Source organism: Novosphingobium sp. AAP83 (genome assembly GCF_001295795.1).
Lineage (GTDB): Bacteria > Pseudomonadota > Alphaproteobacteria > Sphingomonadales > Sphingomonadaceae > Novosphingobium.
In genome coordinates, this window is record NZ_LJHY01000022.1 from 86226 (window position 1) to 113123 (window position 26898).

A 26898-nucleotide genomic window follows, 5' to 3' on the forward strand; every position below is an offset into this window, starting at 1 on the left:
AGTTTGCCCATGCCCGCCTATCGTTCACGCACCACCACCCATGGCCGCAACATGGCGGGCGCGCGCGGGTTATGGCGTGCAACCGGCATGAAAGATTCTGATTTCGGCAAACCGATCATTGCCGTGGTCAACAGCTTTACGCAGTTCGTGCCCGGACACGTCCACCTCAAAGATCTCGGCCAGTTGGTTGCGCGCGAGATTGAGGCTGCGGGCGGCGTTGCCAAGGAATTCAACACGATCGCCGTTGATGATGGCATCGCGATGGGTCACGATGGCATGCTCTATTCGCTACCCAGCCGTGATCTGATCGCCGATAGCGTCGAATACATGGTCAATGCCCATTGCGCCGATGCGATGGTCTGCATCTCCAACTGCGACAAGATCACGCCGGGCATGCTGATGGCCGCGCTGCGGATCAATATCCCCGTCGTGTTCGTCTCGGGCGGCCCGATGGAGGCCGGCAAGGTCGTCTTGAATGGCAAGGAAGTGGCGCTTGATCTGGTTGACGCCATGGTTGCTGCGGCTGACGAAAAGTATTCCGATGCAGAAGTCGATGCTATCGAACGCGCGGCTTGTCCTACCTGCGGTTCATGCTCGGGCATGTTTACTGCCAATTCGATGAACTGCCTCACCGAAGCGCTCGGCCTTTCCTTGCCGGGTAACGGGTCCACGCTGGCAACGCACGCGGATCGCAAGAACCTGTTCCTTGAAGCAGGCCGTCTGGTCGTCGATCTGTGTAAGCGTTACTATGAACAGGACGATGAAACCGCGCTGCCACGCACGATTGCGGGCTTTGAAGCGTTCGAAAACGCGGTCTGCCTTGATATCGCGATGGGCGGTTCCACCAACACCGTGCTCCACCTCCTTGCCGCAGCCCACGAAGCGGGCGTTAATTTCACCATGGCCGATATTGACCGGCTCAGCCGTCGCGTGCCTTGCTTGTCCAAGGTTGCTCCGGCCAAGTCCGATGTCCATATGGAAGACGTCCATCGCGCAGGCGGCATCTATGCCATCCTTGGCGAACTGGAGCGCGCTGGCCTGCTGCACACGCACCTGCCCACCGTCCACAGCCGCACTATGGGTGAGGCAATTGATTTGTGGGACATCAAGCGCACAACATCGCCTTCTGTGCAGGAATTCTTCCGCGCTGCGCCCGGCGGCGTGCCCACGCAAGTCGCCTTCTCGCAAAGTCGCCGCTGGAAGGAACTCGACCTTGACCGTGAAAGCGGCGTGATCCGGTCAGCCGAACATGCGTTCAGCAAGGATGGCGGCTTGGCCGTGTTGTTCGGCAACATCGCGCGCGATGGCTGCATCGTGAAGACCGCAGGCGTTGATGAAAAGATTCTCAAGTTCACCGGCCCTGCCAAAGTCTATGAAAGCCAGGATGCTGCTGTTACCGCTATCCTCACCGGACAGGTCGTTCCAGGCGACGTGGTCGTGATCCGTTACGAAGGCCCCAAAGGCGGGCCGGGCATGCAGGAAATGCTCTATCCCACCAGCTACCTGAAATCGAAGGGCCTTGGCGCTGTTTGCGCCTTGCTTACCGACGGGCGTTTTTCGGGCGGCACATCTGGCCTCTCCATTGGCCACGCTTCACCCGAAGCGGCTGAGGGCGGCGAGATCGGTCTGGTCGAACCGGGCGATATCATCGAAATCGATATCCCCAACCGCACCATTCATCTGGCGGTGTCGGACGAAGTGCTGGCAGCTCGCCGCGCGGCGCAAGAATTGCACGGGTGGAAGCCCGCCAAAGAGCGTCCGCGCAAGCTATCAACCGCTTTAAAAGCGTACGCGGCTATGACTACTAGCGCAGCACGCGGTGCGGTTCGTGATTTGTCGCAACTAAAGCTGGATTGAATCCTTGCGCAAAGGCCTTGCTCTTTCGTTTCTTGCCGCGCTAACAGCCTGTTCAGCCGGAGAAGAAACGCCAAAGGGCCGGGGTATTGATTGTGCCTTGGGCGGCTCTGACAAGTTTTTGCCCGAATGTTTTGTAAAAGATTCACGCGTTGGCGAACGCCGCTTCCTGACTGTGCGCAACAAGACTGGTGCGTTTCGCCGTTTAGAAATGGTGGATGACGGACGCGGTGTCATTGCCGCCGATGGCGCAGACGAAGCCGTGGCGAAATGGTCTGCCGAGGGTGTTCTCGAAGTTGCGGTGGGCGGTGATCGCTATCGCTTTCCCGCAAGGATGAAAAGTGATGCCCCGCAACCGTGAGCACGTATTAGGTCAAGTGCTCACGGTGGCGCAGATGCGCCACGCAGAAGATGAACTGATCAATGCCGGAATTTCTGTCGATGCCTTGATGCAAAAGGCAGGGCAGGGTGCGGGCGAATGGGTGCGTCGCATTGCCGCCGGTCGTGCCGTCACCGTGCTATGCGGCCCCGGCAACAACGGCGGCGATGGTTGGGTTATAGCCGAATATTTGCGAAGCCGCGCCACGCCTGTCAAAGTCATTGCCGCCCGCGAACCTGCCACTGATGCAGCGCGCACCGCCCACGCGCTCAATCACGGCGATGTCATTGCTGCCGATCCTGCAACCACCGGCGATGTGCTGGTCGATTGCCTTTTCGGCAGCGGCCTTACCCGCGCCTTGCCTGATGATCTTTGCGCCTTGCTCAGCGGCCTGGCCGCGCAGCATCCCCATCGCATTGCGATCGATCTGCCCAGCGGCATCGAAAGCGATAGCGGCCTTGTCCTGAACGAAGGCCTGCCACACTGGACGCACACCATCGCGCTTGGCGCGTGGAAGCATGCGCACTTGACCATGCCCGCCTGCCACACGATGGGCACGATGCGCTTGTTCGATATCGGTGTCGCGGCCCAATCTGGCGCAGCACATAAGCTGGCCAAGCCCGTAATTGCGCCACCCGCCGCCGATGCCCACAAGTACCTGCGCGGATTGCTTGGCATCGTCGGCGGTGCAATGCCGGGGGCAACCTTGCTTGCGGCAACAGCGGCCCAGCGCGCTGGTGCAGGCTATGTCAAACTGGTTGCAAATCCGGCACCCGTCCACACCGACCCGGCGCTGGTCGTCACAACAGACATCGACGCGCTGCTGTCTGACAAACGCATGGCCGCGTTGCTCATCGGACCGGGCCTTGGCCGTTCGGACGCATCCTCCCGATTGCTCACCCAAGCTCTGCACGCAGCCAAACCGACGGTCGTCGATGCCGATGCACTGGTGCTGCTGCGCGGCGCCATACTCAACGGCGTACCCTGCGTGCTCACCCCGCATGAAGGCGAAATGGCAGCTCTGGAGCGCACCTTTGCGCTTGCTGGCAAAGGCCTGCGACGTGATCGTGCGCTTGTGCTTGCGAAGGCCGCAAACGCGGTCGTTGTCCTCAAAGGCCCCGACACACTGATCGCGGCCCCCGATGGTACAGTGATCCTCAGCCCCCGCGCCTCGCCATGGCTCTCGGTCGCGGGGACCGGTGACGTTTTGGCCGGAACAATCGCCAGCCGTCTTGCCGTTCACGCTGACCCGTTGCGCGCGGCGCAAGAAGGTCTATGGCTCCACGGCGAAGCGGCCCGCCTGTGTGGTGCGGCCTTTACCCCCGGCGAACTGGCTCACGCCATCCGTTTTGCCCTGATCGAGTGCCTTCCATGACCCATCCCGGCCTGATTATCCGCATCGCCGCCAAAGGCGAAGGTGCCACTGCGGATGGCCGCTACGCCGAATTCGCTGCTCCTGGCGATGTGATCGAAGCTGACGGTAGCGTCACCAAAGGCCCCAACCACGTTGAGCCACCCTGCCGCCACTTCCCGGCCTGTGGCGGCTGCCAGTTGCAGCACTTGTCCGAAAGCGCACTGGCCGATTACGTTTATGATCGCGTCGCTGGCGCGGCCAAAGGGCAGGATATCGATCCGGCAAACGCCAGCGCTCCGCACGTATCCCCTGCCAGTAGCCGTCGCCGCGCCACGCTCCATGCGCAAGGTATCGGCAAGCGCGTTGTCATCGGTTTTCGCGAACAGGGCTCGCACAAGATCATCGACATGCGCGAATGCCATGTCCTTGCACCCGAAATGGTCACACTGCTCGGCCCCTTGCGCACACTGCTCGAAGGTTGGGGTGACCGTAAGCTTGGCGTTGATGTCGAACTGGCCATGTCAGACCAAGGCCTCTCGGTCGGTCTTAAAGGCCTCAAAGTCGAAGGTCTCAAGCGCACCGAAGCCCTGCTTGATTTTGCGCGTGACAACGGCCTTGCCCGTCTGACCATCGACAGCGGCTATGGCCCCGAAGGCACGTGGGAACCGGAACCTGTCACGATCACCCTGGGCGGAACCGCCGTGCCGCTGCCTCCCGGCGCATTCCTTCAGGCCACCCCCGATGGCGAGGAGGCTTTGGTCAGCGCCGCGCGCGAATGGCTGGGCGATGCCTCAACCGTGGCTGACCTGTTCTCGGGCCTCGGTACCTTCGCGTTCGCGTTGGCTGGCCCTGCCACCAAAGTCCTCGCGGTCGAAGCTGCGCGCGATACGCACCTTGCTTGCCAATCGGCAGCGCGCATGAACGGGCGCCCGGTCCATTGTCTGCACCGCGATCTGTTCCGCAATCCGCTGCGCGTTGAAGAACTGGACCGCTTCGCCGCTGTCTTGCTCGATCCGCCGCGCGCAGGCGCGCAAGAGCAAATCGATCAGATCGCGGCCAGCACGGTTGCGCGCGTGGTCTATATCAGTTGCAACCCGGCAAGCTGGGCGCGCGATGCGGTGCGGCTGATCAATGGCGGCTACAGGCTGGCAGAACTGCGCCCGGTTGGCCAGTTCCGCTGGTCGACCCACGTGGAACTGGCCAGCCTGTTCGTCCGCGATTAAGCCATCAGAATACCACGCGCGCAGCGTGATAGATTAGCGCCATCAGCGCGAGTGATGACAGTGCGAAGAGCAAGAAGCGCACCATGACTTTGTTCATGGTGGCCTGCACGATGGAATGCACCACGCGGATGCCGACATAGGCCCAGGCCACTTGCGCGCTCATCCCGTTGCCTTGTCCGGCGACGGCGAGGACAAGGCATGCTGCATAGAACAGCGTCGGTGCTTCATGCAGGTGATTGTAATTGTGGGCTTTCCATTGGATGTGCGCGGGCAGGATGTGATCAAGCGTCTTGGTCGGATCCTTGGCCAAGGCATCCGGATCAAGCCCTGCCGCCGTCATCGCAGGCAAGCGCGTGGCGTACATCCACAGCCACATGACCATGGTCCACGCCATCAACGCGACGGCCGGTTGCAGAATTGCTGCTGTTGTCATCGATTCTCTCCCGATTTATTGGTGTTTAAGCTTGCCCGAGCGTAGCGCTGAAGGCCCGGATCGCCAGCGCGATCAGGCAGAAGGTGGAAAGCAGAAACAGCGCAAACCGCACCGGCACGCGATTGACCGTCGCCTGCCAGACCGAATGGACCACACGGATTCCCACATAGCTCCACGCCAGCGCCACATCGAGCGAACCCGCGCCCAAGATCGCGAGGATCATCACGCTGGCGTAGAACAGCGTCGGCTGCTCCATCAGGTGTGCATAGTTGTGGGCTTTCCAGTTGATCTGATCGGGAATTACCCCTTCAAGATCCTGCCCGCGCCCGCCGGGCTTTGCACTGCCAAGCCCGCCAAGCTTTGAAAGAGCGGGAAGGCGCGATCCTGCCATCCAGAACAGCATCACCAACGACCACAGCACCAATGCGGCAGCCGGCATCAATATTGCGCTTTGCATCTAATATTCTCCCTCGACCCTGCACAGGAAATTGGGAGAAGGGAATTAGATTGTCAATCGCAACTTATTCATGCCCCAAGGCCTTCATTTGCGCAATGTGATGCGCCGATAATAGCCAAAGCGTCCGCGCAAAGTGCGCACGGTTAGCCCGTGTTCCTGCGCTATCGCAGCCGCAACCGTTCCCAAGTCTTCACGCGGACTAACATGGAACTTGGCCAACCATCCATGCATCAAACTGCGGGCTGGCCTTGGTAAACCGCCAAAATCGCCAAAATCCACAACGTGCAGCGATCCACCCGGCGCAAGTGAGCGCGCGGCCTGATCCAAAGCCTGCTGCCATTGCGGGATCATCGACAAAGCGTAAGAGATAAACACGCGATCAAACGTCGCCTGCCCGAACAGGGCTTCGGCGTCAAAGCTGGTCGCATCGCCGCGTGCCAGAACACAATCACCGCCCATCCGCTTGCGTGCAACGGATAGCATTTCGTCCGAGATATCGAGACCATGCATCCGCACACCGGGCCAAGATTGCGCCGCACAAGCCAGATTGCGCCCCGTGCCGCAGCCGATCTCCAGAACGCTCATTCCCGGCGCTGCTTCCAGATTTCGGATCAGCCCGTCCCGCCCGAACAGATAGTATTTGCGCGTGGCGTCATAAATGTACTTCTGGTTGCGATAAACCGCATCCATCAGCGCGCCATGGGCGGGTGTGGGGGAGGGCGAGGGGGCGAGCGAGGCCATCACACCAGCTCGTACAAGTGGACACCGCCATAAATCGATGACCGATCCTGCGCTGTGCTCTCAGCCGAAACCGCTTCATCATAACGCCAACGGGCCAAAATCTCGTCGTTTACACGGCCGGGCAACAGGCTTGGCTCTGCCGCCGTACGGAACAATACCCGCGATCCGGGACGGGCGGTGCGCGTAATCTCGCGCCACAGATCGTTCAATTGCACGTCCGTCATCCAGTCTTGCGCATCCAGCAGGACATAACGATCAAGCGAGGCATCGGCCAGTGATGACAAATGCTCGGTCAGGTTGGCATGGCGCACATCGATGCGGTTGGCGCGCTCGCGCACAACTTCCCAGTTCGCCTCTTGCAGATAAGGCGGCAGCGGGCATTCATTGCCCCGGCCATAACCGCGAGAGAACGCCTGCCATGCGAAGTAGTTGTCGCCCACGGGGAAATCGCAGGCCAGCTTGGCAAGGCGGCGGCGCAGTACTTCGGCCATTGGTTCATCGCCTGCCAGCGCATCAAACTGCGCGGGCGGAATGCCAAGGCCAAACAGCGATGCGGGTTGATCGGTCAACCACCGGACGAAGCGCTTGTCGAATACCGGCGACATTTCGCGCTCGAACACCTCGCGTTGTTCCTCCACCGTGCGGGCATCAAGGATCGTCGAAAGATCGATCCGGTAAAGCCGCGCCAGCAAATGCGCCACGCCGATGAAGTTGCCGAGCAATCCGCGCTTGTAGAAATTGCTCGAAAAACCGGCGATCCGCTGACGTCCGATCAGATCGCGGCCTTCCCAGTAGCGGCGCGTGGTTTCGTCCATCTGCGGCGCGATATGGGTCTTGTAGGCCGCGATGTTGACGGCACTGTCAGCTTCGGCAAAAAACCGGCGGAAGTGTGCGTAATCAGGCAGATAGCGCGCCGATCCGATCTTTAACTTGTTCAGCGCGATGTGTGCGGTGTTCAGATCAACCGCCGTAATTGCTTCGGGGTTGGCCGTCAGGTACGACAACACATTGCACCCGCCGCTGGCAATCGCGATCATCCGGCTGTCCGGTTTGATCTGCAAGGCTTCCATGTCCACGTCGGGGTCTTCCCAGATCTGCGCATAAACCAGTCCGCGAAATGCCAAAGCAAAAGCGTGGTCGAGCAGGCGGTTGGTCGCGCTCGCCCCACGGCGGACAACGGAACGCGTAATCGGATGCGAACGAGCGCGTTCGAGCATGGCAAACCCCGGTATGATTGAACCTTGGTCGCGCTTAGAACTGCCATGTTGCGGTTGTGTGTTGGGAATGCTGCGGTTGTAACACTGCTGTCTGACAAAGCGCGTTATCATACTGTGCGCCGCGCATGACAAATCAGACCATGTCTGAAAATGAAGGCCCTAAAATGTGGGGGTTGGGTTTGTCATGCTGATATCCTAAAGGCGCGTTATGAAATGCTCGCGCCGACATCCGCGCAGGGTCACGAAGGTTTGGAGATACAATGGCTAAAGTTCTCGTCATCGGCGCAGGCGGCGTCGGCTCGGTTGCGGTTCACAAGATGGCGATGAACGCCGGTATCTTCAGCGAAATCGCGCTGGCCAGCCGCACCAAATCCAAGTGCGACGCCATCGCCGCCTCGGTTAAGGAGCGCACCGGCGTCACCATCGACATCTACCAGATCGATGCAGATGACGTTGCCGCCACCACGGCGCTCCTGAACGAAGTCAAGCCTGTCCTCGTCGTCAACCTCGCGCTGCCCTATCAGGACTTGCACATCATGGACGCCTGCCTTGCCGCTGGCGTCAATTACATGGACACCGCGAATTACGAACCGATTGACGAGGCCAAGTTCGAATACAAGTGGCAGTGGGCCTATCAGGAGCGCTTCAAGGAAGCAGGCCTGATGGCGCTGCTGGGTTCGGGTTTCGACCCCGGTGTTACCAGCGTTTTCGCCACGTGGCTGCGCAAGCACAAGCTCGACACGATCCGCACGCTCGACATCCTTGATTGCAACGGCGGTGATCATGGCCAGCACTTTGCCACCAACTTCAATCCGGAAATCAACATCCGCGAAGTGACTGCGCCTGCGCGCCACTGGCTCAATGGCGAATGGATCGAAACGCCCGCGCTCACCATCCGCGAAACCTTCGATTTCGAAGCCGTCGGCCCCAAGAACATGTACCTGATGTACCACGAGGAACTCGAAAGCCTCGCGCATCACATCCCCGGAATCGAACGCATCCGCTTCTGGATGACCTTCGGCGATGCCTACATCACGCACCTCACCGTGCTGCAAAACGTCGGCATGACGCGGATCGATCCGGTGATGTACGAAGGCAAGGAAATCATCCCGCTCCAGTTCCTCAAAGCCGTCCTGCCCGAACCCGCCTCGCTGGGTGCCACCACCAAGGGCAAGACCAACATCGGCGACATCGCCACCGGCCTTAAGGATGGCGTGGAAAAGACCTTCTACATCTACAACATCTGCGATCACGAAGACGCCTTTGCCGAAACCGGCAACCAGGCCGTCAGCTACACCACCGGCGTCCCAGCGATGATCGGCGCAGCGCTGATGGTACAGGGCATCTGGAGCGGCACCGGCGTGTTCAACATCGAACAGCTCGATCCCGATCCCTACATGGACATGCTCAACCAGCACGGCCTGCCGTGGCAGGTCAAGGAACTGGCAGGCCCGCTGGCGTTTTGATTTTTTTGTTTCACGCAGAGGCGCGGAGAAGGAAGAAGAGACGCGGAGGGGCTGGTGCTTCCGATTGATGTTTTGAGTTCGATCGCCATTGAGGAGGCCATTGCCATCCATAAGGAGTTCGGTCCCGGCTTGTATGAGTCCGTCTACGAGTCAGTCCTCGCAAGACGGTTGAGGGGCCGGGGTCTGAATGTCGAACGTCAGGTTCAGGTTAAAGCTGTCTTCGACGGCGTCACCTACGATCCGGCGTTCAAGATCGACTTGCTGGTTGATGAGCGGTTGATCCTTGAGATCAAGGCTGTCGAACAGCTGAGCAAAGCCCACGCGAAACAGTTACTGACGTACCTTAGATTGCTTAAGCAGCCCGTTGGGCTGCTTCTCAATTTCTCCGAAGCCACCCTAAAAGACGGCATCCGCAGAGTGGTCAACGACTACAAACCTGACTAACTCTCCGCGTCTCATTTTCTTTCTCCGCGTCTCTGCGTGAACCAATCGAGGTGGCAATATGGAAACTAAAGCCGGCGATCCGGGCGCGTTTGCCCACTTTGACCTTAGCCGTGTCGATAGCCCCGCCTTCGTCGTGGACGAGGCGAAGCTGCGCGCCAATCTGGCAGTGCTGGCCGATGTGCGCGACCGTGCCGGGATCAAAGTCCTTGCTGCGATGAAGGCGTTTTCCATGTGGAAAGTCGCAGCCGTCATCGGCGAATACCTCGACGGTGTGTGCAGTTCCGGCTTGTGGGAATCACTGCTGGCGGCGGAACACTACAAGGGCGAAATCGCCACCTATTGCGCGGCCTACAAGGCTGAAGACCTGCCCGAAATTCTCCGGCTCTCCGATCATGTGATCTTCAATACCCCCGGCCAACACGCCCGTTTCAAGGGCGAGGTCGCAGCGGCCAAGGCGCGCGGCGATGTGTTTGATATCGGCCTGCGCGTAAACCCGCTCCATGCTGAAGGCGAAGTGCCGCGCTATGATCCATGCGCCCCGCATTCGCGCCTCGGCTTCCCCGTCGATCAGTTAGCGCCCGAGCACTTCGAAGGCGTCAACGGCATCCACTTCCACACTTTGTGCGAACAGGACTTCGAACCGCTCCAGCGCACGTGGGATGCCCTCCTGCCGCGAATCGAGCCTTACCTCGGCCAGCTCAAGTGGCTGAACTTCGGTGGCGGCCACCACATCACGCGGGCCGATTACCAGCGCGATGATCTCGTCGCCTTCCTCAAAGCGGTCAAAGCGCAAACCGGTTGCGAAATCTATCTCGAACCCGGTGAAGCCGTCGCGCTCGACGCGGGCATCCTCGTCGGCACCGTGCTCGATACGCACTGGAACGGCATGCAACTGGCCGTCACGGACATTTCGGCCACCTGCCACATGCCCGACGTAATCGAAGCGCCCTATCGTCCTGCCATGCTGGGCGAACTGCCCATCGACGAGTACGAAGACGCCGGAGACATTGGGGGCGATGGCGGGGCACCCGTCCGGCTTGGTGGTCCGTCATGCCTTGCAGGCGATGTGATCGGCGATTACCGCCTGCCGCAGGGAGCCGAACCCGGCACGCGCTTCGCGTTCCTCGATCAGGCGCACTATTCGATGGTCAAGACCACCACCTTCAACGGCGTGCCGCTGCCGTCGATCTGGCTGTGGGACAGCAGCACCGATGCCCTGCAAAAAGTGCGCGGCTTTACCTATCAGGACTTCCGCGACCGGCTTTCCTGAAAATCTGCGGCAATGATTCGGCAATCATCGACATGCCCTTAATGACGGGGGCCGTTCGTGAGGCCCGGAAGAACCCCTGAAAATGCTGCGATTTGGCTAGAAATATTTCATTTTTCTGACACGCATTTGCAGGGGGTCCTTTTTCACTTGATGTTCAGCGAGAGGGCTTTATTTACCCCCTCTCGCTGCCCCATGGGGACTTCCAAACCGCAAGGCAGCCTTGTTCAACGTTCCGTTTGGGGGTCCCTTGAGTTGCACATCTATCCTAACGCATTGGCTGTAGTTGGCGCCTCGGCGCCTGACCAACCTGCCATTCTGAACCGTTCGCATGCTGCCGCGCGCGCCGCCCGCTTCTTCGTCGAGAAGTTTCCGGGCAAGTCGCTCTATGCGGTAAAGGCCAATCCCTCGCCGGATTTGTTGCGTGTGCTGTGGGACTCGGGCGTGACGCATTACGACGTCGCCTCGATCGTGGAAGTGCGCCTTGTGCGCGAAACGCTTCCCGAAGCTACCCTGTGCTTCATGCATCCGGTCAAGTCCTCCAGCGCGATCCGTGCCGCCTATTACGATTATGGCGTGCGCGTTTTCAGCCTCGATTCGTTTGAAGAGCTGGAAAAGATCACCGAAGCGACCGATCAGGCAGAAGACCTTACGCTCTGCGTGCGTCTGCGCGTATCGTCGGAATATTCGGAACTCAGCCTCGCCTCAAAGTTCGGCTGCGATCTGACCAATGCCGCTGAATTGCTCCAGGCCACGCGTCAGGTGTCGGATTCGCTCGGTGTGTGCTTCCACGTCGGCAGCCAGTCGATGAGCCCTCACGCCTATGTCCAGGCGCTTGAGCGTGTGCGTGCGGCCATCGTCGACGCATCGGTTCTCGTTGACATCATCGATGTCGGCGGCGGCTTCCCGTCGATCTACCCCGGTATGGAACCGCCCCCGCTCGAAGATTACTTCGGCGTGATCGACCGTACCTATGAATCGCTGCCGGTGTCCTACTCGGCCGAACTGTGGTGCGAACCGGGCCGCGCGCTCTCGGCGGAATACAATTCAATGATCGTGCGCGTCGAACGCCGCCGTGGCACCGAACTCTATATCAACGACGGCGCTTACGGTGCGCTGTTCGATGCCGCCCATGTCGGCTGGCGCTTCCCTGTGCGCGTCCTGCGCAACGAAGTGGCCAACGACGGCGTAGAGATCGAAATGGAGCCCTTCAGCTTCTACGGCCCGACTTGCGACGATATGGACCACATGGACGGCCCGTTCGAACTTCCTTCGAACATCCGTGCAGGGGACTACATCGAAATCGGCATGCTCGGCGCATACGGAGCGGCCATGAAAACCGCCTTCAACGGCTTTGGCGCAACCGAAGTCTATGAAGTGGCGGACGAACCGATGTCGAGCCAGTACCGCGGTGACCGCCGCGATCCCCGCGTCTCGGACAACGTCGTATCACTGCGCTGATCGCCCAAACTGCGGTGTGAGTTGAAAAGGCCCCGCCGAAAGGTGGGGCCTTTTTTTGTTGGTGCGGCATTAGTCCACGGCAATTATGCAATCAAGTTTCCCATGGTTGACGCATTTTTGGCATTTTACTCAAATGAGTTTCTGCGGCTTCTACTTGGCCATACAATCGCGCCTGTGCTTCCAAATTAAGGTCGCTAGCAGCTCTGATCATTGCTGTCTGATGCCGAACTAGCGATATTATTAGGCCAAGTTGGGTGACAATTATTATTAGAAGTATCAAGGTCAGCCAAACCATTTTAGTTACTCCAATTGAGATTTTAGAGGATAAAATTTTTAGCGCATCCCAATCTTCTGTTGTAAGCAATACAAATTACAAATGAAAAAGCCCTCCCGGCAAGGGGAGGGCTCAATCTCACAAACCATCACAAACCCGCCTCAGGCAGCCTTGCGCAAGTCCAGTTCCATCCGCTGCCAGATTTCCACCAGCGCTGCTGTCAATTCGGTCATCATCGCATCCGAATGCGATGGCCCCGGCGTGAAGCGCAGACGCTCTGTGCCGCGTGGCACGGTTGGGTAATTGATCGGCTGCACGTAGACGCCGTATTCGGCCAGCAGGATATCGGCGATCTTCTTTGCACGCACCGGATCGCCCACCATCAGTGGTACGATATGCGTGGTCGATGGCATGACCGGCAGGCCCGCATCGGCAAAGGATTTCTTGAGGAACGCCGCCGAAGCCTGTTGCCCCTCACGCTCGACGCTCGATGATTTCAAGTGGCGCACCGAGGCCAAAACACCGGCGACCAGCACTGGCGAAAGCGATGTCGTGAAGATGAAGCCCGGCGCATAGGACCGGATCACGTCGATGATCCGCGTGTCAGCCGCGATATAGCCGCCCATCACGCCGAATGCCTTGCCCAGCGTGCCTTCGATAATGTCGATGCGGTGTGCCGCTTCATCGCGGTCGGTGATGCCACCACCGCGCGGGCCATACATGCCAACCGCATGAACTTCGTCGATATACGTCAGCGCATTGTACTTTTCGGCCAGATCGCAAATCGCATGGATCGGGGCCACATCGCCGTCCATCGAATAAACCGATTCAAACGCGACCAGCTTAGGCACGGCCGGATCGGTTTCTGCCAGCAATTCTTCCAGATGCTCAAGGTCGTTATGACGGAACACCTTCTTTTCCGCGCCTGAATTACGAATGCCCGCGATCATCGAGGCGTGGTTCAGTTCGTCCGAGAAGATCACGCAACCCGGCAGGATCTTGGCTAGCGTGGATAGCGTGGCATCGTTCGAGACATAACCGCTTGTGAACAGCAGCGCGCCATCCTTGCCATGCAGATCGGCAAGCTCTTCTTCAAGCTGGATGTGATAGTGCGTGTTGCCGCCGATGTTGCGCGTGCCGCCAGAGCCTGCGCCCACATTGTGCAGCGCTTCTTCCATCGCTTCGATCACTTTGGGGTGTTGGCCCATGGCAAGGTAATCGTTCGAGCACCATACCGTTATCGGCTTGGGACCATTATGACCCGCAAAGCAGCGCGCGTTGGGATATGCGCCCTTGTTGCGCAGGATGTCGATGAAGACGCGATAGCGGCCTTCCGAGTGCAAGCGCTCGATAGCCGAATCGAAAACCTGATCGTAATTCACCCCGACGCTCCTTCCTGCAACAAAGGCATGTTTACCCTTGAGGCCCGGTGGCGTGGGTCCACCGGATGTTTGCCATCTACGCCTGTTGAATCCGCATTGCCAGCATGATTTACCAGCAGTGTCCCAAAGGTCGTTCTATTGAGCTTTCGGTGCTGGCTGCGCTGCAACGGCCTTGGTGAAACCATCTTGAGCCGACGAATTGTGCAGGAATTGTGGGTCATGGGACGGGATGATCACCAAGGCCGGGTTCTGTTGGCGCAACAAGTTCAGGCCTTTCAGCCAGCCAATCGTTGCCACACGGTCTTCCTGCACCAGCCAGTCGCTCAGCAATCGTCCGCGCGGTACAGTCTTCACGATGTTGCTGGCCAGAGATCCCGTATCGCCTGCGAAGATATACTCACGCCCGTTTTGCAAGCCGACGTAAATCATCTGTGACCCCGCCGAATGCCCCGGTGTCTGGATCAGCACAACGCCCGGTGCAATGGCTTCAACTGCGGCCATCTTCCGTGGCGGGCCAAGACGCCCTGCATTTGCACGCCATAATGATGTCATCCCGCGCATCAAATCAGCCGAAACGATGGCCTTCTTCGCCACGGCATCGAACTTTTCATAATCCAGAAAACCGCCGACGTGATCGATGTGTTCGTGCGTGAACACGATCATTTTCGCATCATTCATCCACTTGCCCACTATTGCCGCAGCCATGGCATCGTATTGCTTGAAGCCCATCTGCTCGGCGTCGGTTTGTGATAGGCCGCTATCTATCACGATCCCGCCTTTAGGTGTTGCGATACGCCACACGATTACGCCGCTTTGCACCGTGCGTAGTCCTGTTCCGGCCGCCATCGCAGCGCCGGGCAAATCGCGCGTTGCTATTGTCAAATATTCCAGCCCGGTGGGCTTTTTGCCGCGCATAGCATCAGCCTGTTTGCGGATTTCATCCATGTCAAAAGTTCGGATTGGCGCATTTGCGGGGCCGGCGTTCACCAGCAGCCAGTAATATCCTGTTCCCAGCAGCAACAGCAAGATAATCAAGGCTTTGGAAAATCTGCTCATCAAATGGCCCCCCAATCGGCCGGGATATTCGCTGAAACGGTCCGTCAAAAAATCGCGACGTGCTCCAGCCCGTTTGCGGCAAGCGCAGGCCCGAGTTGGTCCAATTCGCTCCCACCCCGCGTGAACAGCGCAAAATCGGGCTGGTCACGCCGCCAGTCCTGCCCTTGCGTCAAATATGCCACGCGGCGGGCAATGCCGTCAGAGCCATCCACAAATGCAACGCCCGGGCCGAACGCCGCCCGCAATTCGTCCTCGATCAGCGGGAAGTGCGTGCAGGCCAGAACCACTGTATCGATTCGCTCGCCATCGGGCAGATTGCGCAGCGCAGCGGCGGCGCGGGCATAAACCGCCGGATCAACCGATTCGCCGCGAAGTTTTGCCTCGGCTGCGCTGACCAGCTCCGGTGCGCCGTGGCGCAACAGGCGCTTGTCGGCAGCAAACTCTGCCTCCAACCGGTCTACATAACCTTGCCGGATCGTGGCCGCTGTGCCTAGCAAGCCGATCACTCCGGTGCGCGTGATGGCGGCGGCAGGCTTTATCGCAGGGACGGTGCCGACAATCGGCACCTCCAGAACCTCACGCACTGAAGCCAGCGCAATGGTCGATGCAGTGTTGCAGGCAATGCATACCAGCCGTGGTCGGAACCGCTCGGTCAGCCGCCCCAAAAGCCCCGAAACCCGTGCTGCAATCTGCGCTTCAGTTTTCGAACCATAAGGCAAGCCCGCGTTGTCAGCCACATAGATCACAGGCGCTTGCGGCAAAAGCGCTCGCACTTTGCCCAGCACGGAAAGCCCGCCAACGCCTGAATCAAACAGCAGCAACGGCGCGGTTGGCTCGACCGTTCTGGTGGCTATCGCATCTGTACTTTGTCCGGTCATCGCGGGCCTTGTATCGGGAATGGCGGCAAAATGGAAAGTGGCCTCTTTCGCTTTTGTATATTGAGCGCCTATTAGCGTGCTGTGGAAACGCTTTTGCCTCTTGTCGTCGGCTATCTGCTGGGCTCCGTGCCCTTCGGCCTGATTCTCACCAGCCTTACCGGCGCGGGCGATTTGCGCGCGATCGGTTCGGGCAATATCGGCGCGACCAACGTCTTGCGCACCGGCAAAAAGGGGCTTGCGGCCGCCACCCTCCTGCTCGATCTGGGCAAGGGCCTGTGCACCGTCCTGCTCGCCCGCCATTTCTGGCCCGGAAACGAAGCGCTGGCCGCTGTCGCTGCGGTGCTCGGCCATTGCTTCCCGCTGTGGCTGAAGTTCAAGGGCGGGAAGGGTGTTGCTACGCTTATGGGCGTATCGCTTGGCTTGGCATGGCCGATTGGCCTTGCTTATGCGGTCACATGGCTCGGCGTGCTCGGCCTCAGCCGCATTTCCTCGCTCGGCGGGATGTGCGCCGCTGTCGTTGCGCCCATCGCTGCTGCGCTTTTGGGCCACACCCAATATGCGCTGGCGCTTGGCCTTCTGGCTCTGCTGGTATTGTTCCTCCACCGTGAAAACATCGCCCGCCTGCGCGCCGGCACCGAACCCAGGGTCGGCAGCAAGAAGTGACCGCCGTCGCCGCCACGCTCACCCGTGACGAGGCGTTTGCGCGCATCCGGCTGCTGCGTTCGCCCAACATCGGCCCGGTCAGCTTCAACCAGCTGCTCCGCCGCTTTGGCACCGCATCCGCCGCACTCGAAGCTTTGCCCGATCTCGCGGCAAGGGGAGGCGCGCCCTATCGCCCGGCAGCCATCGAACGCATCGAGGCCGAAGTCGCCGCCGTACGCTCCAACGGCGCACGCTACCTTTTCCACGATAGCCCTGATTACCCCGCCTTGCTTGCTGCACTTGAAAGCCCACCGCCGATTCTCACGGTTCGCGGCGATAGCGCGTTGCTATCCCGCCCATCCGTCGCGGTCGTCGGCGCGCGCAATGCTTCTGCCGCAGCGGTCAAACTCTCGCGTGATTTTGCCACGGCGCTGGCGGGCAGGGGATACGTCGTCGTCTCCGGCCTTGCGCGTGGGATCGATTCCGCCGCCCATCGCGGCGCGCTTGCCGGAATGGCCGATGGAGGCGGCACCATTGGCGTGATCGCCAGCGGCATCGACATTACCTACCCGCCAGAAAACACCGAGCTTCAGGAACACGTCGCCAGCCAAGGCCTGCTCATCGCCGAAATGCCCCCCGGCACCGAACCGCTGGCGCGCCACTTCCCGCACCGCAACCGCATCATCGCAGGCCTTGCCACCGGAACGCTGGTGGTCGAAGCCGCGCCAAGGTCCGGCTCACTGATCACCGCGCGCCTCGCCGCCGAATCCGGGCGCGAGGTCATGGCGATCCCCGGCTCCCCGCTCGACAGCCGCTCGCAAGGGTGCAACCAGTTGATCCGCGAAGGCGCGATCCTCGTCCAATCACCCGATGATGTGATCGAACTGCTCGCGGGTTTCGAAGGCCAAGCCCGCTCCAGCTTTCGCGAACCTTCCGAAACCTACGCCGCAGACATCACCGACGAACCCGCCGACATCGCCGGCCTGCTCGGCCTCGCGCCTGTTGCCGTAGACGAAATCATCCGCCAAAGCGGGTCCAGCGCCGGAGCGGTCCAGATGGCGCTGCTCGAATTGGAACTCGCGGGCCGCTTGCAACGCCACGCTGCGGGAAGGGTTAGCCTGGTGGCTTGATCAAAGCTTTAACCGTCAATGCCTATCCAGCGGCTTGACGAACGGCCCAAACCATCCCCACCATCGCACGCACGTACATGCACACGCACACGTAAGGACCGCTTTAAACCGTCATGCAGCTTGTCATCGTAGAATCTCCGGCCAAGGCCAAGACCATCGAGAAGTACCTTGGCCCCGGCTACAAGGTGCTCGCCTCCTATGGCCACATCCGCGATCTGCCGCCCAAGGATGGCTCTGTCCGTCCGGACGAGGATTTCGCGATGGACTGGGAATTGTATGGCGACAAAACTTCGCGCGTGAAGGCCATCACCGATGCCGCCAAAACCGCTGACCGTCTGATCCTGGCGACTGACCCTGACCGTGAGGGTGAGGCTATTTCGTGGCATGTCAGAGAGTTGCTGAAGAAGCGCAAGGTACTTCCCAAGGAAGTCGAACGCGTCACCTTCAACGCGATCACCAAGCAGACCGTGACCGATGCGATGAAGCGCCCGCGCGAACTCGATCAGGATCTGATCGATGCATACCTCGCGCGCCGCGCCTTGGATTACCTGTTCGGCTTCACGCTATCGCCCGTGCTCTGGCGCAAGCTGCCGGGCGCAAAGTCTGCTGGCCGCGTGCAGTCCGTTGCGCTGCGCCTGATTGTTGAGCGTGAGCGCGAAATCGAAGCATTCCGCAGCCAAGAATACTGGTCGGTTATCGCGCGACTCGAACATTTGGGCACCGAATTCTCGGCCCGCCTTGTCCGGTTCGAGGGCGAAAAGCTCGATAAGCTGACACTGGGCAATGAAGGCGCGGCGCTCAAGGCCAAGGCCTTGGTCGAATCCGCCACCTTCCGCGTAGACGAGGTGGAAACCAAGCCTACCCGCCGCAATCCCTATCCGCCGTTCACCACCTCCACCCTGCAACAGGAAGCCGCGCGCAAGCTCGGCTTCTCGGCCAGCCACACCATGCGCGTGGCGCAAACGCTGTATGAAGCGGGCGCGATCACTTACATGCGTACCGATGGCGTGCAGATGGACCCCAGCGCCATCTCCGAAGCACGCAAGGCGATCTCTGACCGTTATGACGGGCATTATCTGCCCGAAAAGCCGCGTCATTATGAAACCAAGGCCAAGAACGCGCAGGAAGCGCACGAGGCGATCCGCCCGACCGACTTCACCAAGGACCGCTATGGTTCGAGCGATGAGGCGAGGCTCTATGATCTGATCTACAAGCGCGCGATGGCCAGCCAGATGGCCTCGGCCAACATCGAACGCACCACCATCACGCTGCGCGATGGCACGGGCAAGCACGAGCTGCGCGCCACCGGGCAGGTCATCAAATTCCCGGGCTTCCTCGCGGTTTACGAAGAAGGCCGCGACCAGAAGCAGGATGGCGACGACGAGGAAAGCGGCCTGCTTCCGGCGATGAACAAGGGCGATACCCCCGCCAAGCGCGGGGTTGATGCCGCCCAGCATTTCACCCAGCCACCCCCGCGCTATTCCGAAGCCAGCTTGGTCAAGCGGCTCGAAGAACTCGGCATCGGCCGCCCGTCGACATATGCCGCAACGCTGCAAGTCCTCAAGGATCGCAATTACGTCCGCACCGAGAAAAACCGTTTCTTTGCAGAGGAATCGGGCAGACTTCTCACGGCGTTCCTCGAACGCTTCTTCCCGCGCTATGTGGCTTATGATTTCACCGCCGGGATGGAGGACGAACTCGATAACGTCTCGGGCGGGCGTGCGGCCTGGAAGATCGTACTTGCTGATTTCTGGCGCGATTTCAAACCCAAGTCTGATGAGGTCATGGAGAACAAGCCGAGCGAGGTCATGGCCGAGCTTGACGAATTCCTGTCAGATTACCTCTTCCCCCCACGCGAAGACGGCACCGATCCGCGCATTTGCCCCAAGTGCGCTGTAGGTCGCCTGTCGTTACGTGGCGGACGCTATGGCGCGTTCGTTGCCTGTTCAAATTACCCCGAGTGCAAATTCACCCGCAAATTCGCGCAACCCGGCGGCAGTGATGGCGATGGCGGCGATGATGACAGCGTGCTCGGTCAAGACCCTGTCACCGGCCTTGATGTTACCCGCAAATCCGGGCGCTTTGGCCCTTACGTCCAGTTGGGCGATGGCAAGGAGGCCAAGCGCGCCTCGATCCCCAAGGACATCGGTGAGCTTGATTTCGAATGGGCGTTGAAACTGCTCAGCCTGCCCCGCGAAGTTGGCAAGCATCCTGAGAGCGGCAACCCGATCACCGCCAGCATTGGCCGCTATGGCCCCTATCTTGCCCATGATGGCAAATATGCGCGGCTCAAGGCCACTGCCGAGGTGTTCGAAACCGGCATGAACGCCGCCGTCATGCTACTCGCCGCCGCTGCTGCCGGTGGCGGTCGCGGTGCGCGCGTGGCTGCCGAACCGCTCAACACTTTCGGCCCGCATCCCACCTCGGGCGGCGAGATCAAGCTGATGGCGGGCCGCTATGGTCCCTACGTCACCGATGGCACCACCAACGCAACCTTGCCGAAAGACAAGAAGCCCGAAGATCTGACGCTGGAAGAAGCCATCGTCCTGATCGACGAGCGCGCCGCCAAAGGACCGCCAAAGGGCAAGAAGGTCGTCAAAAAGAAGGCGGCACCGAAAAAGGCCGCAGCAGAAAAGGCTCCGGCCAAAACTGCTGCCAAAAAGCCTGCGGCCAAGAAAGCCCCGGCAAAAAAGCCCGCCGCAAAAAAGCCGAAAGCGGCTGCTGAATAGATGGTACGTAATGCGCTGCGGGAGCCCGAAAGGGCCCGCAGCGCGCTGCAAAGCTGATTAACGGGTCAGAAACGCCACCAGAGCGGCAGCAGCGGCCGCGTGTCCGGCCTTGTTGGGATGGACCGGAATCCCGTCGTCAGCAGGCGCGACGGCGCCATTGCTCCACGGCGTTTTCGAACAAGGCGCATGGCCTTTCGACAGGTTCGAAAACTTCAAGAGCTCGGCCCCTTCCTCGCGGGCGACTTGCGCGGTCATCGCGGCCAGACGCTTTGCCACGCTTTGGCTGAACGCCAGTCTTTCAGCTGAAACGGGCAGCTCTGCACATCCCGTTTTGGCTGGCAGAACGGTGATATAGTCCACAAACACGATCCGCGCTTTGGGCGCGCGGGCGCGAACCGTGCGCACGATCTCGCGCATCCGCAATTCGTCGCCCTTCCATTCGGCCTCGTCTGCGGCCCGCCATTTGGGGCAACGCGGTGCGGGCTTTTCCGCTCGCTCGCACAAGGCGGCAAAGATGTTGGTCATGAACCCGATATCATTGCCGCCAATCGTGATCGTCACCAGCCGCGTATCGGCATCGACACTATCGATCTGCGGCGGCACTTCATCCCACGCGCCCAGAACATGCTCGGTCTTGGCCCCGCCACACGTTGCATCCACCAGCTTCAGTTTGAGCCGCTGTGCAAGAAGGTTGGGATAATTGAGCGTTCCCCGCCCACACCGCTGCGGCGTGTCGGGTGTATTCGGCCCAACGCCCGGTCCGGAGGCAAACGAACTGCCCATAGCCACATAACGCGCGCCCTCGGGCAGGGCAGCAGGCTTGCTCCATGCAGGAGCCGCGATGAATGCCAAAACCAGACTGCCAACAAAGCCCGCCAATCTCATTTCACCCACTCCAAGCCGATTTCTTCATATATCTCACGGGCATCGGCCCAGCGTTCATCTACCTTCACATGCAGGAACAAGTGGACTTTCGTCTCCAGCAGTCCGGCCAGTTCCTTGCGGGAAGCTTCGCCGATGGCCTTTATCTTCGCGCCACCCTTGCCCAGCACAATCGGGCGCTGGCTTTCGCGGCTGATCACGATCTGCTGATGGATCTCGACCGATCCATCCTTGCGGTGGATATACTTTTCCGGGCGCACGGTGCTGTCATAGGGCAGTTCATCGTGAAGCTGGCGATACAATTGCTCGCGCGTGATTTCCGCCGCCATCAACCGCTCGCTGGCATCAGACACCTGATCTGCCGGATAATGCCACGCCGTTTCGGGCATCAGATCGGCCAAACGCTGCTTCAATTCGGGCACACCGTCACCGGTCAGCGCCGAGACGAAGAAGACCTCGTCAAACCCCACATCGGCCACCAGCGCCTCTGCCGTGATCAGCAGCGGTTCCTTGGCGGTCGAATCCACTTTGTTCAGCACCAGAATCTTGCGCTCTGGCCGGTCTTTCAGGCTGGCGATGATCGGGTCGAGGTAATCGCGCTTCTTCTTGCGGCCATCCACCACCAGCAGGATCGCATCGGCCTCTTGCGCGCCATCCCATGCCGCGCTCACCATCGCACGATCCAGCCTTCGTTTGGGCTCGAACAAGCCCGGCGTATCGGCCAGAATGATCTGCGTTTCGCCCGCCAAAGCAATACCCATCAGCCTTGCACGCGTCGTCTGCGCCTTGGCCGAAACAATCGCCACTTTCTGCCCCACCAGCGAATTGACGAGGGTCGATTTACCGGCATTAGGCGCGCCCAGCACAGCCACAAGGCCACATTTTTCGGTCATTTATGAATTCTCTATCGGTTATGTCGGGTGACTATAGGCCAAAAGGCCTTCAGGCATAAGCCTGCATGAAAGCGCGCGCGGCTGCCGTTTCGGCTTCCTGCTTGCTTGATCCGCGCGCAGTGCTTTGGCCTACGCCTTTGACTTCCACGGCAACGGTAAAGGTCGCCGAATGATCCGGTCCATCGCGCGAGACAAGCGTATAGACCGGCGGCTTACGGCGGTTGCCTGCTGCCCATTCCTGCAACGCGGCCTTGGGATGCTTGCGCTGGCCGGTGCCCGAAGCCATCGGCTTGTCCCACACCTTGCGCACGAAATCGCGCGCGGCATCGAAACCGCGTTCAACGAACAGCGCGCCGATCAGCGCCTCCATCACGTCGCCCAGAATGTTGTCGCTCTGCACGCCGCCATCATCGCGCGCCTGCTTGCCCAGCCGGATATGCCCCGGCACCGCAATCGTGCGCGCCACATCGGCACAAGTCTCGCGGCTGACCAGCGCGTTCAAACGCTGCGAGAGCTTGCCCTCGGCGGCATCGCTTTTCTCGTGCAGCCAATCGGCGATCACCAGCCCCAGCACCCGGTCGCCCAGAAACTCCAGCCGCTGGTAATCGCGCGCCTCTCCCATCGAGCCATGCGTCAGCGCATCGGCCCACAGATCGGCGCGGGCAGGGGCCTTGCCGGTCAGCTCCGCAATATAGGCGGCAGCCTCTGCTGAAAGCGTGCTCAGAACGTACCCCCGATGCGGTTCCAGCGCGCTGCGGTGAACCATGTCCACGGCAGGAACCAATTGGCGCTACCATCGGTTGACCACATCATGATAGTGGCTTTGCCGACAAGGTTCTTCTGGGGAACAAGCCCCACGCCGCCGCCCTTTGTCGCCGGAAAACGGCTATCGAGCGAATTGTCGCGATTGTCTCCCATCACGAACATGTAGCCCTCAGGCACGATTGTTGCCGCTGTATTGTCAGCGTTGATATCCTTGGGATCGTAAGTGACCGTCTGTCCGAAATCGAGCACGTTATAGGTTTTGCCATTGGGCAGCGTCTCGCGATACTGCGGATAGCTGCACACCGCTTTGCCTGCCTCGTCGGCAACCTCGAATTCCGACTGGAATTTGGGGCGGGCGCACTTCGTATTCGGGCTGACCGGGATAACAAAATCTTCAACGCGCTCTTTGGGCACAGCACGACCGTTCAGATAAAGCGTGCCATCAATCACCCGTACAGTATCGCCCGGAAGGCCGATCACACGCTTGATGTAATCCACGTCGTTGGTGGGGGGCGCTTTGAAAATCACTACATCACCGCGCTCAGGCTGGCTTGCCAGCAAGCGTCCGGGGACTAACGGCAAGCTAAACGGCAGCGAATATTTGCTGAACCCGTAAGGCCACTTGGCGGCGAGCAAGTAATCTCCGTTTTCAAGCCGTGGCAGCATCGATTCCGAAGGAATGTTGAATGGCGCGAAGATAAAGCTGCGGAAAATCGCCACCACCAGCACCAACTTGAGCAGGAAGACCGGAAAACTGTCCTCCTTCTCTTCCTTCTTCGCAGGCGGTGAGGGGGGCAGCGGCTGCGGTGAAGTGTCTGGCGAGGCGTCGGGCGTGTCGTTCATTATCGCGGTCATGTTGCCAGCAAGCCTCTTCGTCAAGTGTGTTGTTTGGATAATACAGTAAAGGAAATACGATTTTAAACCTTGATTGCCTATGAACAGCGGGTTGGCGATGGTCCGTAGAGCGGGCATAACGCCATTAACCATTCGCGCATGAAAGAGTATGACTATGACCACAGAGCAAGCCGAACCCTTGTGGACAGCGCTTGAAGGCCTGCCCCGGCCAACTTTGAAGGAGCTGTTTACCGATACCTCCAGGCTTGCCAATTACGCGACCGATCTTGACTTACCCGGCGGCCCGATCCGCTTCGATTGGTCCAAAACCCATCTCTCCGCCGAAGTTGAAGCGCAACTTGCCGCTATCGCCGCTGCCATGGACTTCGCAGGCCGCCGCCACGCGCTGATCGACGGCGAGAAGATAAACAACACCGAAGGCCGCGCGGCTGAGCACACGGCTGAACGCGGTATCGGCAAAGACAGCAGCGTTGAACAAGCCGCTGAATTCCACGCGCGCATGCAAATGCTGGTCGATGCGATTCACGAAGGCGCTTTGGGCGATGTCAAAAGCCTGATCCACATCGGCATCGGCGGCTCCGCCCTCGGCCCTGCCCTGGCAATCGATGCGCTTACCCGCAATGGTGCCAAAGTGGCGGTCCATGTTGTCTCGAACATTGATGGCTGCGCGTTGGAAGCGGCGATGAAGGCTTGCGATCCTGCAACCACGATGATTGCGCTCGCCTCCAAAACCTTCACCACTACCGAAACCATCACCAATGCGTTTAGCGCGCTCGACTGGTTGCGCGAAGGCGGCGTGTCCGATCCCTATGGCCGCGTGATCGCGCTTACCGCCGCGCCCGACAAAGCGGTTGAATGGGGCGTCGATGAAACCCGCATCCTGCCATTTTCCGAAACCGTCGGCGGGCGCTATTCGCTCTGGTCATCAATCGGTTTCCCCGTTGCCATCGCACTGGGTTGGCAGGGCTTTGCCGAATTCCTCGATGGTGCAGCAGCGATTGACCGCCACTTCATCGACGCAGAGATCGGCGAAAACGTCGTCGTCCGCGCCGCCTTTGCCGACCTTTATTACGCGCAAGTCCGTGGCTGCCAGACCCGCGCAGTGTTCGCCTATGATGAACGCCTCGCATTGCTGCCAAGCTATCTCCAGCAGCTTGAAATGGAATCCAATGGCAAGCGCGTCCATGCCGATGGCACCCCGCTACACCGCGCCAGCGCGCCGGTTACATGGGGCGGCGTGGGCACCGATGCGCAGCACGCAGTATTCCAGTTGCTCCATCAGGGCACGCATCTGATCCCGGTCGATTTCCTTGCTGTCAAAGCGCAAGGCCACGATCTTGATCCCGCGCACCACGAAATCCTGCTGTCCAATTGCTTCGCCCAGGGCGCGGCGCTGATGGCGGGCAAATCGTCGGAAGATGGCGCCCGCGCCTATCCCGGTGATCGCCCTTCGGCCACGATCCTGTGCGATGAGCTAAACCCCGCCACGCTCGGCGCGTTGATCGCCTTCCACGAACACCGCACGTTCGTTTCGGCGGCCATGCTCGGCATCAACCCGTTCGACCAGTTTGGCGTCGAACTGGGCAAGGCCATCGCCAAGCAGATCGAATCCGGTGGTGGCGAGGGCTTTGACCCGTCGACCGAAGCCCTGCTTCAAGCGGCGGGCATTGGCGGCTGAAGAATTGCACGCAAAGCCTCTGGTCTTGCGAAGGACCAGAGGCCATATGCGCATCCAATACAGGAGCGCATGATGGCTGAGCAGGAATTCGACTACGACCTTTTCGTGATCGGTGCAGGATCGGGTGGCGTGCGCGCCAGCCGGATCGCATCAAACCATGGTGCGCGCGTTGCGGTGGCCGAGGAATACCGCGTCGGCGGCACCTGCGTCATCCGTGGCTGCGTGCCCAAAAAGCTGTTGGTCTACGGCTCACACTTCGCCGAAGAGTTGCAGGACGCGGCCAATTATGGCTGGACGGTCGAGAAGATGACGTTCGATTGGCCGACGTTACGTGACGCTGTTTTGAAGGATGTTGATCGCCTCAACACCGCCTACACAACCACGCTCGAAAACAACAAGGTTGAACGTTTCCTCGAACGCGCCACCATCACCGGCCCCAACTCGGTCAAACTGGCTGACAGCGGGCGCGAAATTACCGCGAAGTACATCCTGATCGCCACTGGCGCATGGCCGGTGATGCCCGAATTCGCAGGCAGCGAACACTGCATCACCTCGAACGAGGTGTTCCATCTCGAAACTCTGCCCAAGCGCGTTGTCATCTCGGGCGCGGGCTATATCGCGATGGAATTTGCAGGCATTTTCAACGCGCTTGGCAGTAACGTAACGGTCGTCAACCGCAGCGAAACCCTGCTGCGCGGCTATGACGAATCCTTGCGTGACCGGCTGCTGCAAATCACCATGGCGCGCGGCATCCAGTACCGCTTTAACTGCCCGTTTGATCGCGTGGAAAAGCAGGAAGACGGCACGTTCCATGTATTCCTGCAAGGCCAGCCTGATCCGGTCATCGCCGATGTCGTGCTCGTCGCCACCGGCCGCCGCCCCAAGACCGATGGCCTCGGCCTCGAAGCTGCCGGGATTACGCTGGGCGAACGTGGTGAAATCCCGGTGGATGCCAACGCCAAAACCGTGTGCGACAGCATCTATGCAGTCGGTGACGTAACGGACCGCGTGCAGCTCACCCCCGTCGCCATCCGCGAGGGGCAAGCCTTTGCCGACCGCATTTTCGGGGGCAAGGAAACCACGCTCAATTACGATTGCATCCCCAGCGCGGTGTTCTCGCAACCGCCATTGGCAGGCGTCGGCATGACTGAGGCTGAAGCGCGCAAGGCGTTTGGTAGCAATATTCGCGTCTATTCATCGGATTTTCGCCCGATGAAAAACATTTTCGGCCACCGGCCTGAACGTGGACTTTACAAGATGATAGTCGATGCCACGACTGACAAGGTGCTCGGCATCCACATGATCGGCCCGGATTCACCCGAAATCCTCCAAGCCGCCGCCATCGCGGTCAAAGCAGGCCTGACCAAGGCTGATTTCGATGCGACCGTCGCTTTGCACCCATCGATGGCCGAAGAACTCGTCCTGATGCGCTGAAGCG

The 26898-nt window shown here is 60.0% G+C and carries 24 protein-coding genes; 13 read left to right on the plus strand and 11 right to left on the minus strand.

All coding sequences use genetic code 11. The features are described from left to right. The first annotated feature begins 9 nt into the window (after window positions 1–9). Genes ilvD through IP81_RS12075 form a run of 4 tightly spaced genes read left to right on the plus strand, consistent with a single transcriptional unit; the run spans window position 10 to window position 4810 of the window. The gene (gene ilvD / locus IP81_RS12060) at window positions 10–1857 is read left to right on the plus strand and encodes a dihydroxy-acid dehydratase (protein WP_054108249.1); all 1848 of its coding nucleotides are present in this window, start codon (window positions 10–12) and stop codon (window positions 1855–1857) included. Window positions 1858–1861: 4 nt separating this feature from the next. Next, window positions 1862–2215, plus strand: a complete 354-nt coding sequence (locus IP81_RS12065; RefSeq protein WP_054108250.1) for a hypothetical protein — start codon at window positions 1862–1864, stop codon at window positions 2213–2215. Further along, complete coding sequence (locus IP81_RS12070) at window positions 2199–3608, plus strand: NAD(P)H-hydrate dehydratase (protein ID WP_054108251.1); 1410 nt, start codon at window positions 2199–2201, stop codon at window positions 3606–3608. Before IP81_RS12065 ends, IP81_RS12070 begins: the two co-directional genes overlap by 17 nt. After that, window positions 3605–4810, plus strand: coding sequence for a class I SAM-dependent RNA methyltransferase (locus IP81_RS12075; RefSeq protein ID WP_054108252.1), 1206 nt, complete (start codon window positions 3605–3607; stop codon window positions 4808–4810). Before IP81_RS12070 ends, IP81_RS12075 begins: the two co-directional genes overlap by 4 nt. Before the next feature lie 4 nt (window positions 4811–4814). Here the strand turns inward: IP81_RS12075 and IP81_RS12080 are convergent, their stop codons facing one another. The 4 genes from IP81_RS12080 to IP81_RS12095 all read right to left on the minus strand — a co-directional run bounded on the left by IP81_RS12080 (window position 4815) and on the right by IP81_RS12095 (window position 7658). Continuing rightward, window positions 4815–5243: an MAPEG family protein gene (locus tag IP81_RS12080; protein WP_054108253.1), complete on the minus strand. Its 429-nt coding sequence runs from the start codon at window positions 5241–5243 to the stop codon at window positions 4815–4817. Window positions 5244–5268: 25 nt separating this feature from the next. Then, window positions 5269–5700 (minus strand): MAPEG family protein, encoded by a 432-nt coding sequence (locus IP81_RS12085; RefSeq protein ID WP_054108254.1) that lies wholly within the window; start codon window positions 5698–5700, stop codon window positions 5269–5271. 84 nt (window positions 5701–5784) lie between these two features. Then, the gene (locus IP81_RS12090; protein WP_054108255.1) at window positions 5785–6441 is read right to left on the minus strand and encodes a class I SAM-dependent methyltransferase; all 657 of its coding nucleotides are present in this window, start codon (window positions 6439–6441) and stop codon (window positions 5785–5787) included. Further along, window positions 6441–7658 carry a DUF3419 family protein gene (locus IP81_RS12095; RefSeq protein ID WP_054108256.1) on the minus strand — a complete coding sequence of 406 codons (1218 nt, stop codon included), beginning with the start codon at window positions 7656–7658 and terminating at the stop codon, window positions 6441–6443. Before IP81_RS12095 ends, IP81_RS12090 begins: the two co-directional genes overlap by 1 nt. Before the next feature lie 260 nt (window positions 7659–7918). Here IP81_RS12095 and IP81_RS12100 point away from each other — a divergent pair, with 260 nt between their 5' ends. The 4 genes from IP81_RS12100 (at window position 7919) to IP81_RS12115 (ending at window position 12296) form a co-directional block, all read left to right on the plus strand. Next, complete coding sequence (locus tag IP81_RS12100; RefSeq protein WP_054108257.1) at window positions 7919–9124, plus strand: saccharopine dehydrogenase family protein; 1206 nt, start codon at window positions 7919–7921, stop codon at window positions 9122–9124. Between the two features lie 54 nt (window positions 9125–9178). Further along, complete coding sequence (locus IP81_RS12105; RefSeq protein ID WP_054108258.1) at window positions 9179–9568, plus strand: GxxExxY protein; 390 nt, start codon at window positions 9179–9181, stop codon at window positions 9566–9568. Between the two features lie 58 nt (window positions 9569–9626). Further along, the gene (locus tag IP81_RS12110) at window positions 9627–10838 is read left to right on the plus strand and encodes a carboxynorspermidine decarboxylase (protein ID WP_054108259.1); all 1212 of its coding nucleotides are present in this window, start codon (window positions 9627–9629) and stop codon (window positions 10836–10838) included. 252 nt (window positions 10839–11090) lie between these two features. Then, the gene (locus IP81_RS12115) at window positions 11091–12296 is read left to right on the plus strand and encodes a type III PLP-dependent enzyme (protein ID WP_054108528.1); all 1206 of its coding nucleotides are present in this window, start codon (window positions 11091–11093) and stop codon (window positions 12294–12296) included. Between the two features lie 435 nt (window positions 12297–12731). On the opposite strand, the gene hemA is transcribed toward IP81_RS12115, so the two are convergent. The 3 genes from hemA to murI form a co-directional block, all read right to left on the minus strand. Beyond that, the gene (gene hemA / locus IP81_RS12120) at window positions 12732–13952 is read right to left on the minus strand and encodes a 5-aminolevulinate synthase (RefSeq protein ID WP_054108260.1); all 1221 of its coding nucleotides are present in this window, start codon (window positions 13950–13952) and stop codon (window positions 12732–12734) included. 135 nt (window positions 13953–14087) lie between these two features. Beyond that, window positions 14088–15008 (minus strand): MBL fold metallo-hydrolase, encoded by a 921-nt coding sequence (locus tag IP81_RS12125; RefSeq protein ID WP_157573190.1) that lies wholly within the window; start codon window positions 15006–15008, stop codon window positions 14088–14090. A gap of 44 nt (window positions 15009–15052) precedes the next feature. Further along, the gene (gene murI, locus IP81_RS12130) at window positions 15053–15886 is read right to left on the minus strand and encodes a glutamate racemase (RefSeq protein WP_054108262.1); all 834 of its coding nucleotides are present in this window, start codon (window positions 15884–15886) and stop codon (window positions 15053–15055) included. Window positions 15887–15967: 81 nt separating this feature from the next. Here murI and plsY point away from each other — a divergent pair, with 81 nt between their 5' ends. The 3 genes from plsY (at window position 15968) to topA (ending at window position 20387) form a co-directional block, all read left to right on the plus strand. After that, the gene (gene plsY / locus IP81_RS12135) at window positions 15968–16549 is read left to right on the plus strand and encodes a glycerol-3-phosphate 1-O-acyltransferase PlsY (RefSeq protein ID WP_054108263.1); all 582 of its coding nucleotides are present in this window, start codon (window positions 15968–15970) and stop codon (window positions 16547–16549) included. Next, complete coding sequence (gene dprA / locus IP81_RS12140) at window positions 16546–17658, plus strand: DNA-processing protein DprA (protein WP_054108264.1); 1113 nt, start codon at window positions 16546–16548, stop codon at window positions 17656–17658. Before plsY ends, dprA begins: the two co-directional genes overlap by 4 nt. 113 nt (window positions 17659–17771) lie before the next feature. Continuing rightward, window positions 17772–20387, plus strand: coding sequence for a type I DNA topoisomerase (gene topA, locus IP81_RS12145; RefSeq protein ID WP_054108265.1), 2616 nt, complete (start codon window positions 17772–17774; stop codon window positions 20385–20387). A gap of 57 nt (window positions 20388–20444) precedes the next feature. Here topA and IP81_RS12150 read toward each other — a convergent pair whose 3' ends face one another. The 4 genes from IP81_RS12150 to lepB are packed head-to-tail and all read right to left on the minus strand — an operon-like array spanning window position 20445 to window position 23770. After that, window positions 20445–21272 carry an SGNH/GDSL hydrolase family protein gene (locus IP81_RS12150; protein WP_082356131.1) on the minus strand — a complete coding sequence of 276 codons (828 nt, stop codon included), beginning with the start codon at window positions 21270–21272 and terminating at the stop codon, window positions 20445–20447. Then, window positions 21269–22162 (minus strand): GTPase Era, encoded by an 894-nt coding sequence (gene era, locus IP81_RS12155; RefSeq protein ID WP_054108267.1) that lies wholly within the window; start codon window positions 22160–22162, stop codon window positions 21269–21271. The genes IP81_RS12150 and era overlap by 4 nt, the downstream gene beginning before the upstream one ends. Before the next feature lie 49 nt (window positions 22163–22211). After that, window positions 22212–22928, minus strand: a complete 717-nt coding sequence (gene rnc / locus IP81_RS12160; RefSeq protein WP_197274612.1) for a ribonuclease III — start codon at window positions 22926–22928, stop codon at window positions 22212–22214. Continuing rightward, on the minus strand, window positions 22883–23770 hold the full coding sequence (lepB, locus tag IP81_RS12165) for a signal peptidase I (RefSeq protein WP_369800747.1): 888 nt from the start codon (window positions 23768–23770) through the stop codon (window positions 22883–22885). The genes rnc and lepB overlap by 46 nt, the downstream gene beginning before the upstream one ends. 166 nt (window positions 23771–23936) lie before the next feature. On the opposite strand from lepB, the gene pgi reads away from it, so the two are divergent. Together pgi and gorA are read left to right on the plus strand one after the other, a co-directional pair. Beyond that, window positions 23937–25460, plus strand: a complete 1524-nt coding sequence (pgi, locus tag IP81_RS12170) for a glucose-6-phosphate isomerase (protein WP_054108269.1) — start codon at window positions 23937–23939, stop codon at window positions 25458–25460. A 72-nt stretch (window positions 25461–25532) separates the two neighbouring features. Next, window positions 25533–26894 carry a glutathione-disulfide reductase gene (gene gorA / locus IP81_RS12175; protein ID WP_054108530.1) on the plus strand — a complete coding sequence of 454 codons (1362 nt, stop codon included), beginning with the start codon at window positions 25533–25535 and terminating at the stop codon, window positions 26892–26894. The last annotated feature ends 4 nt before the right edge of the window (window positions 26895–26898 follow it).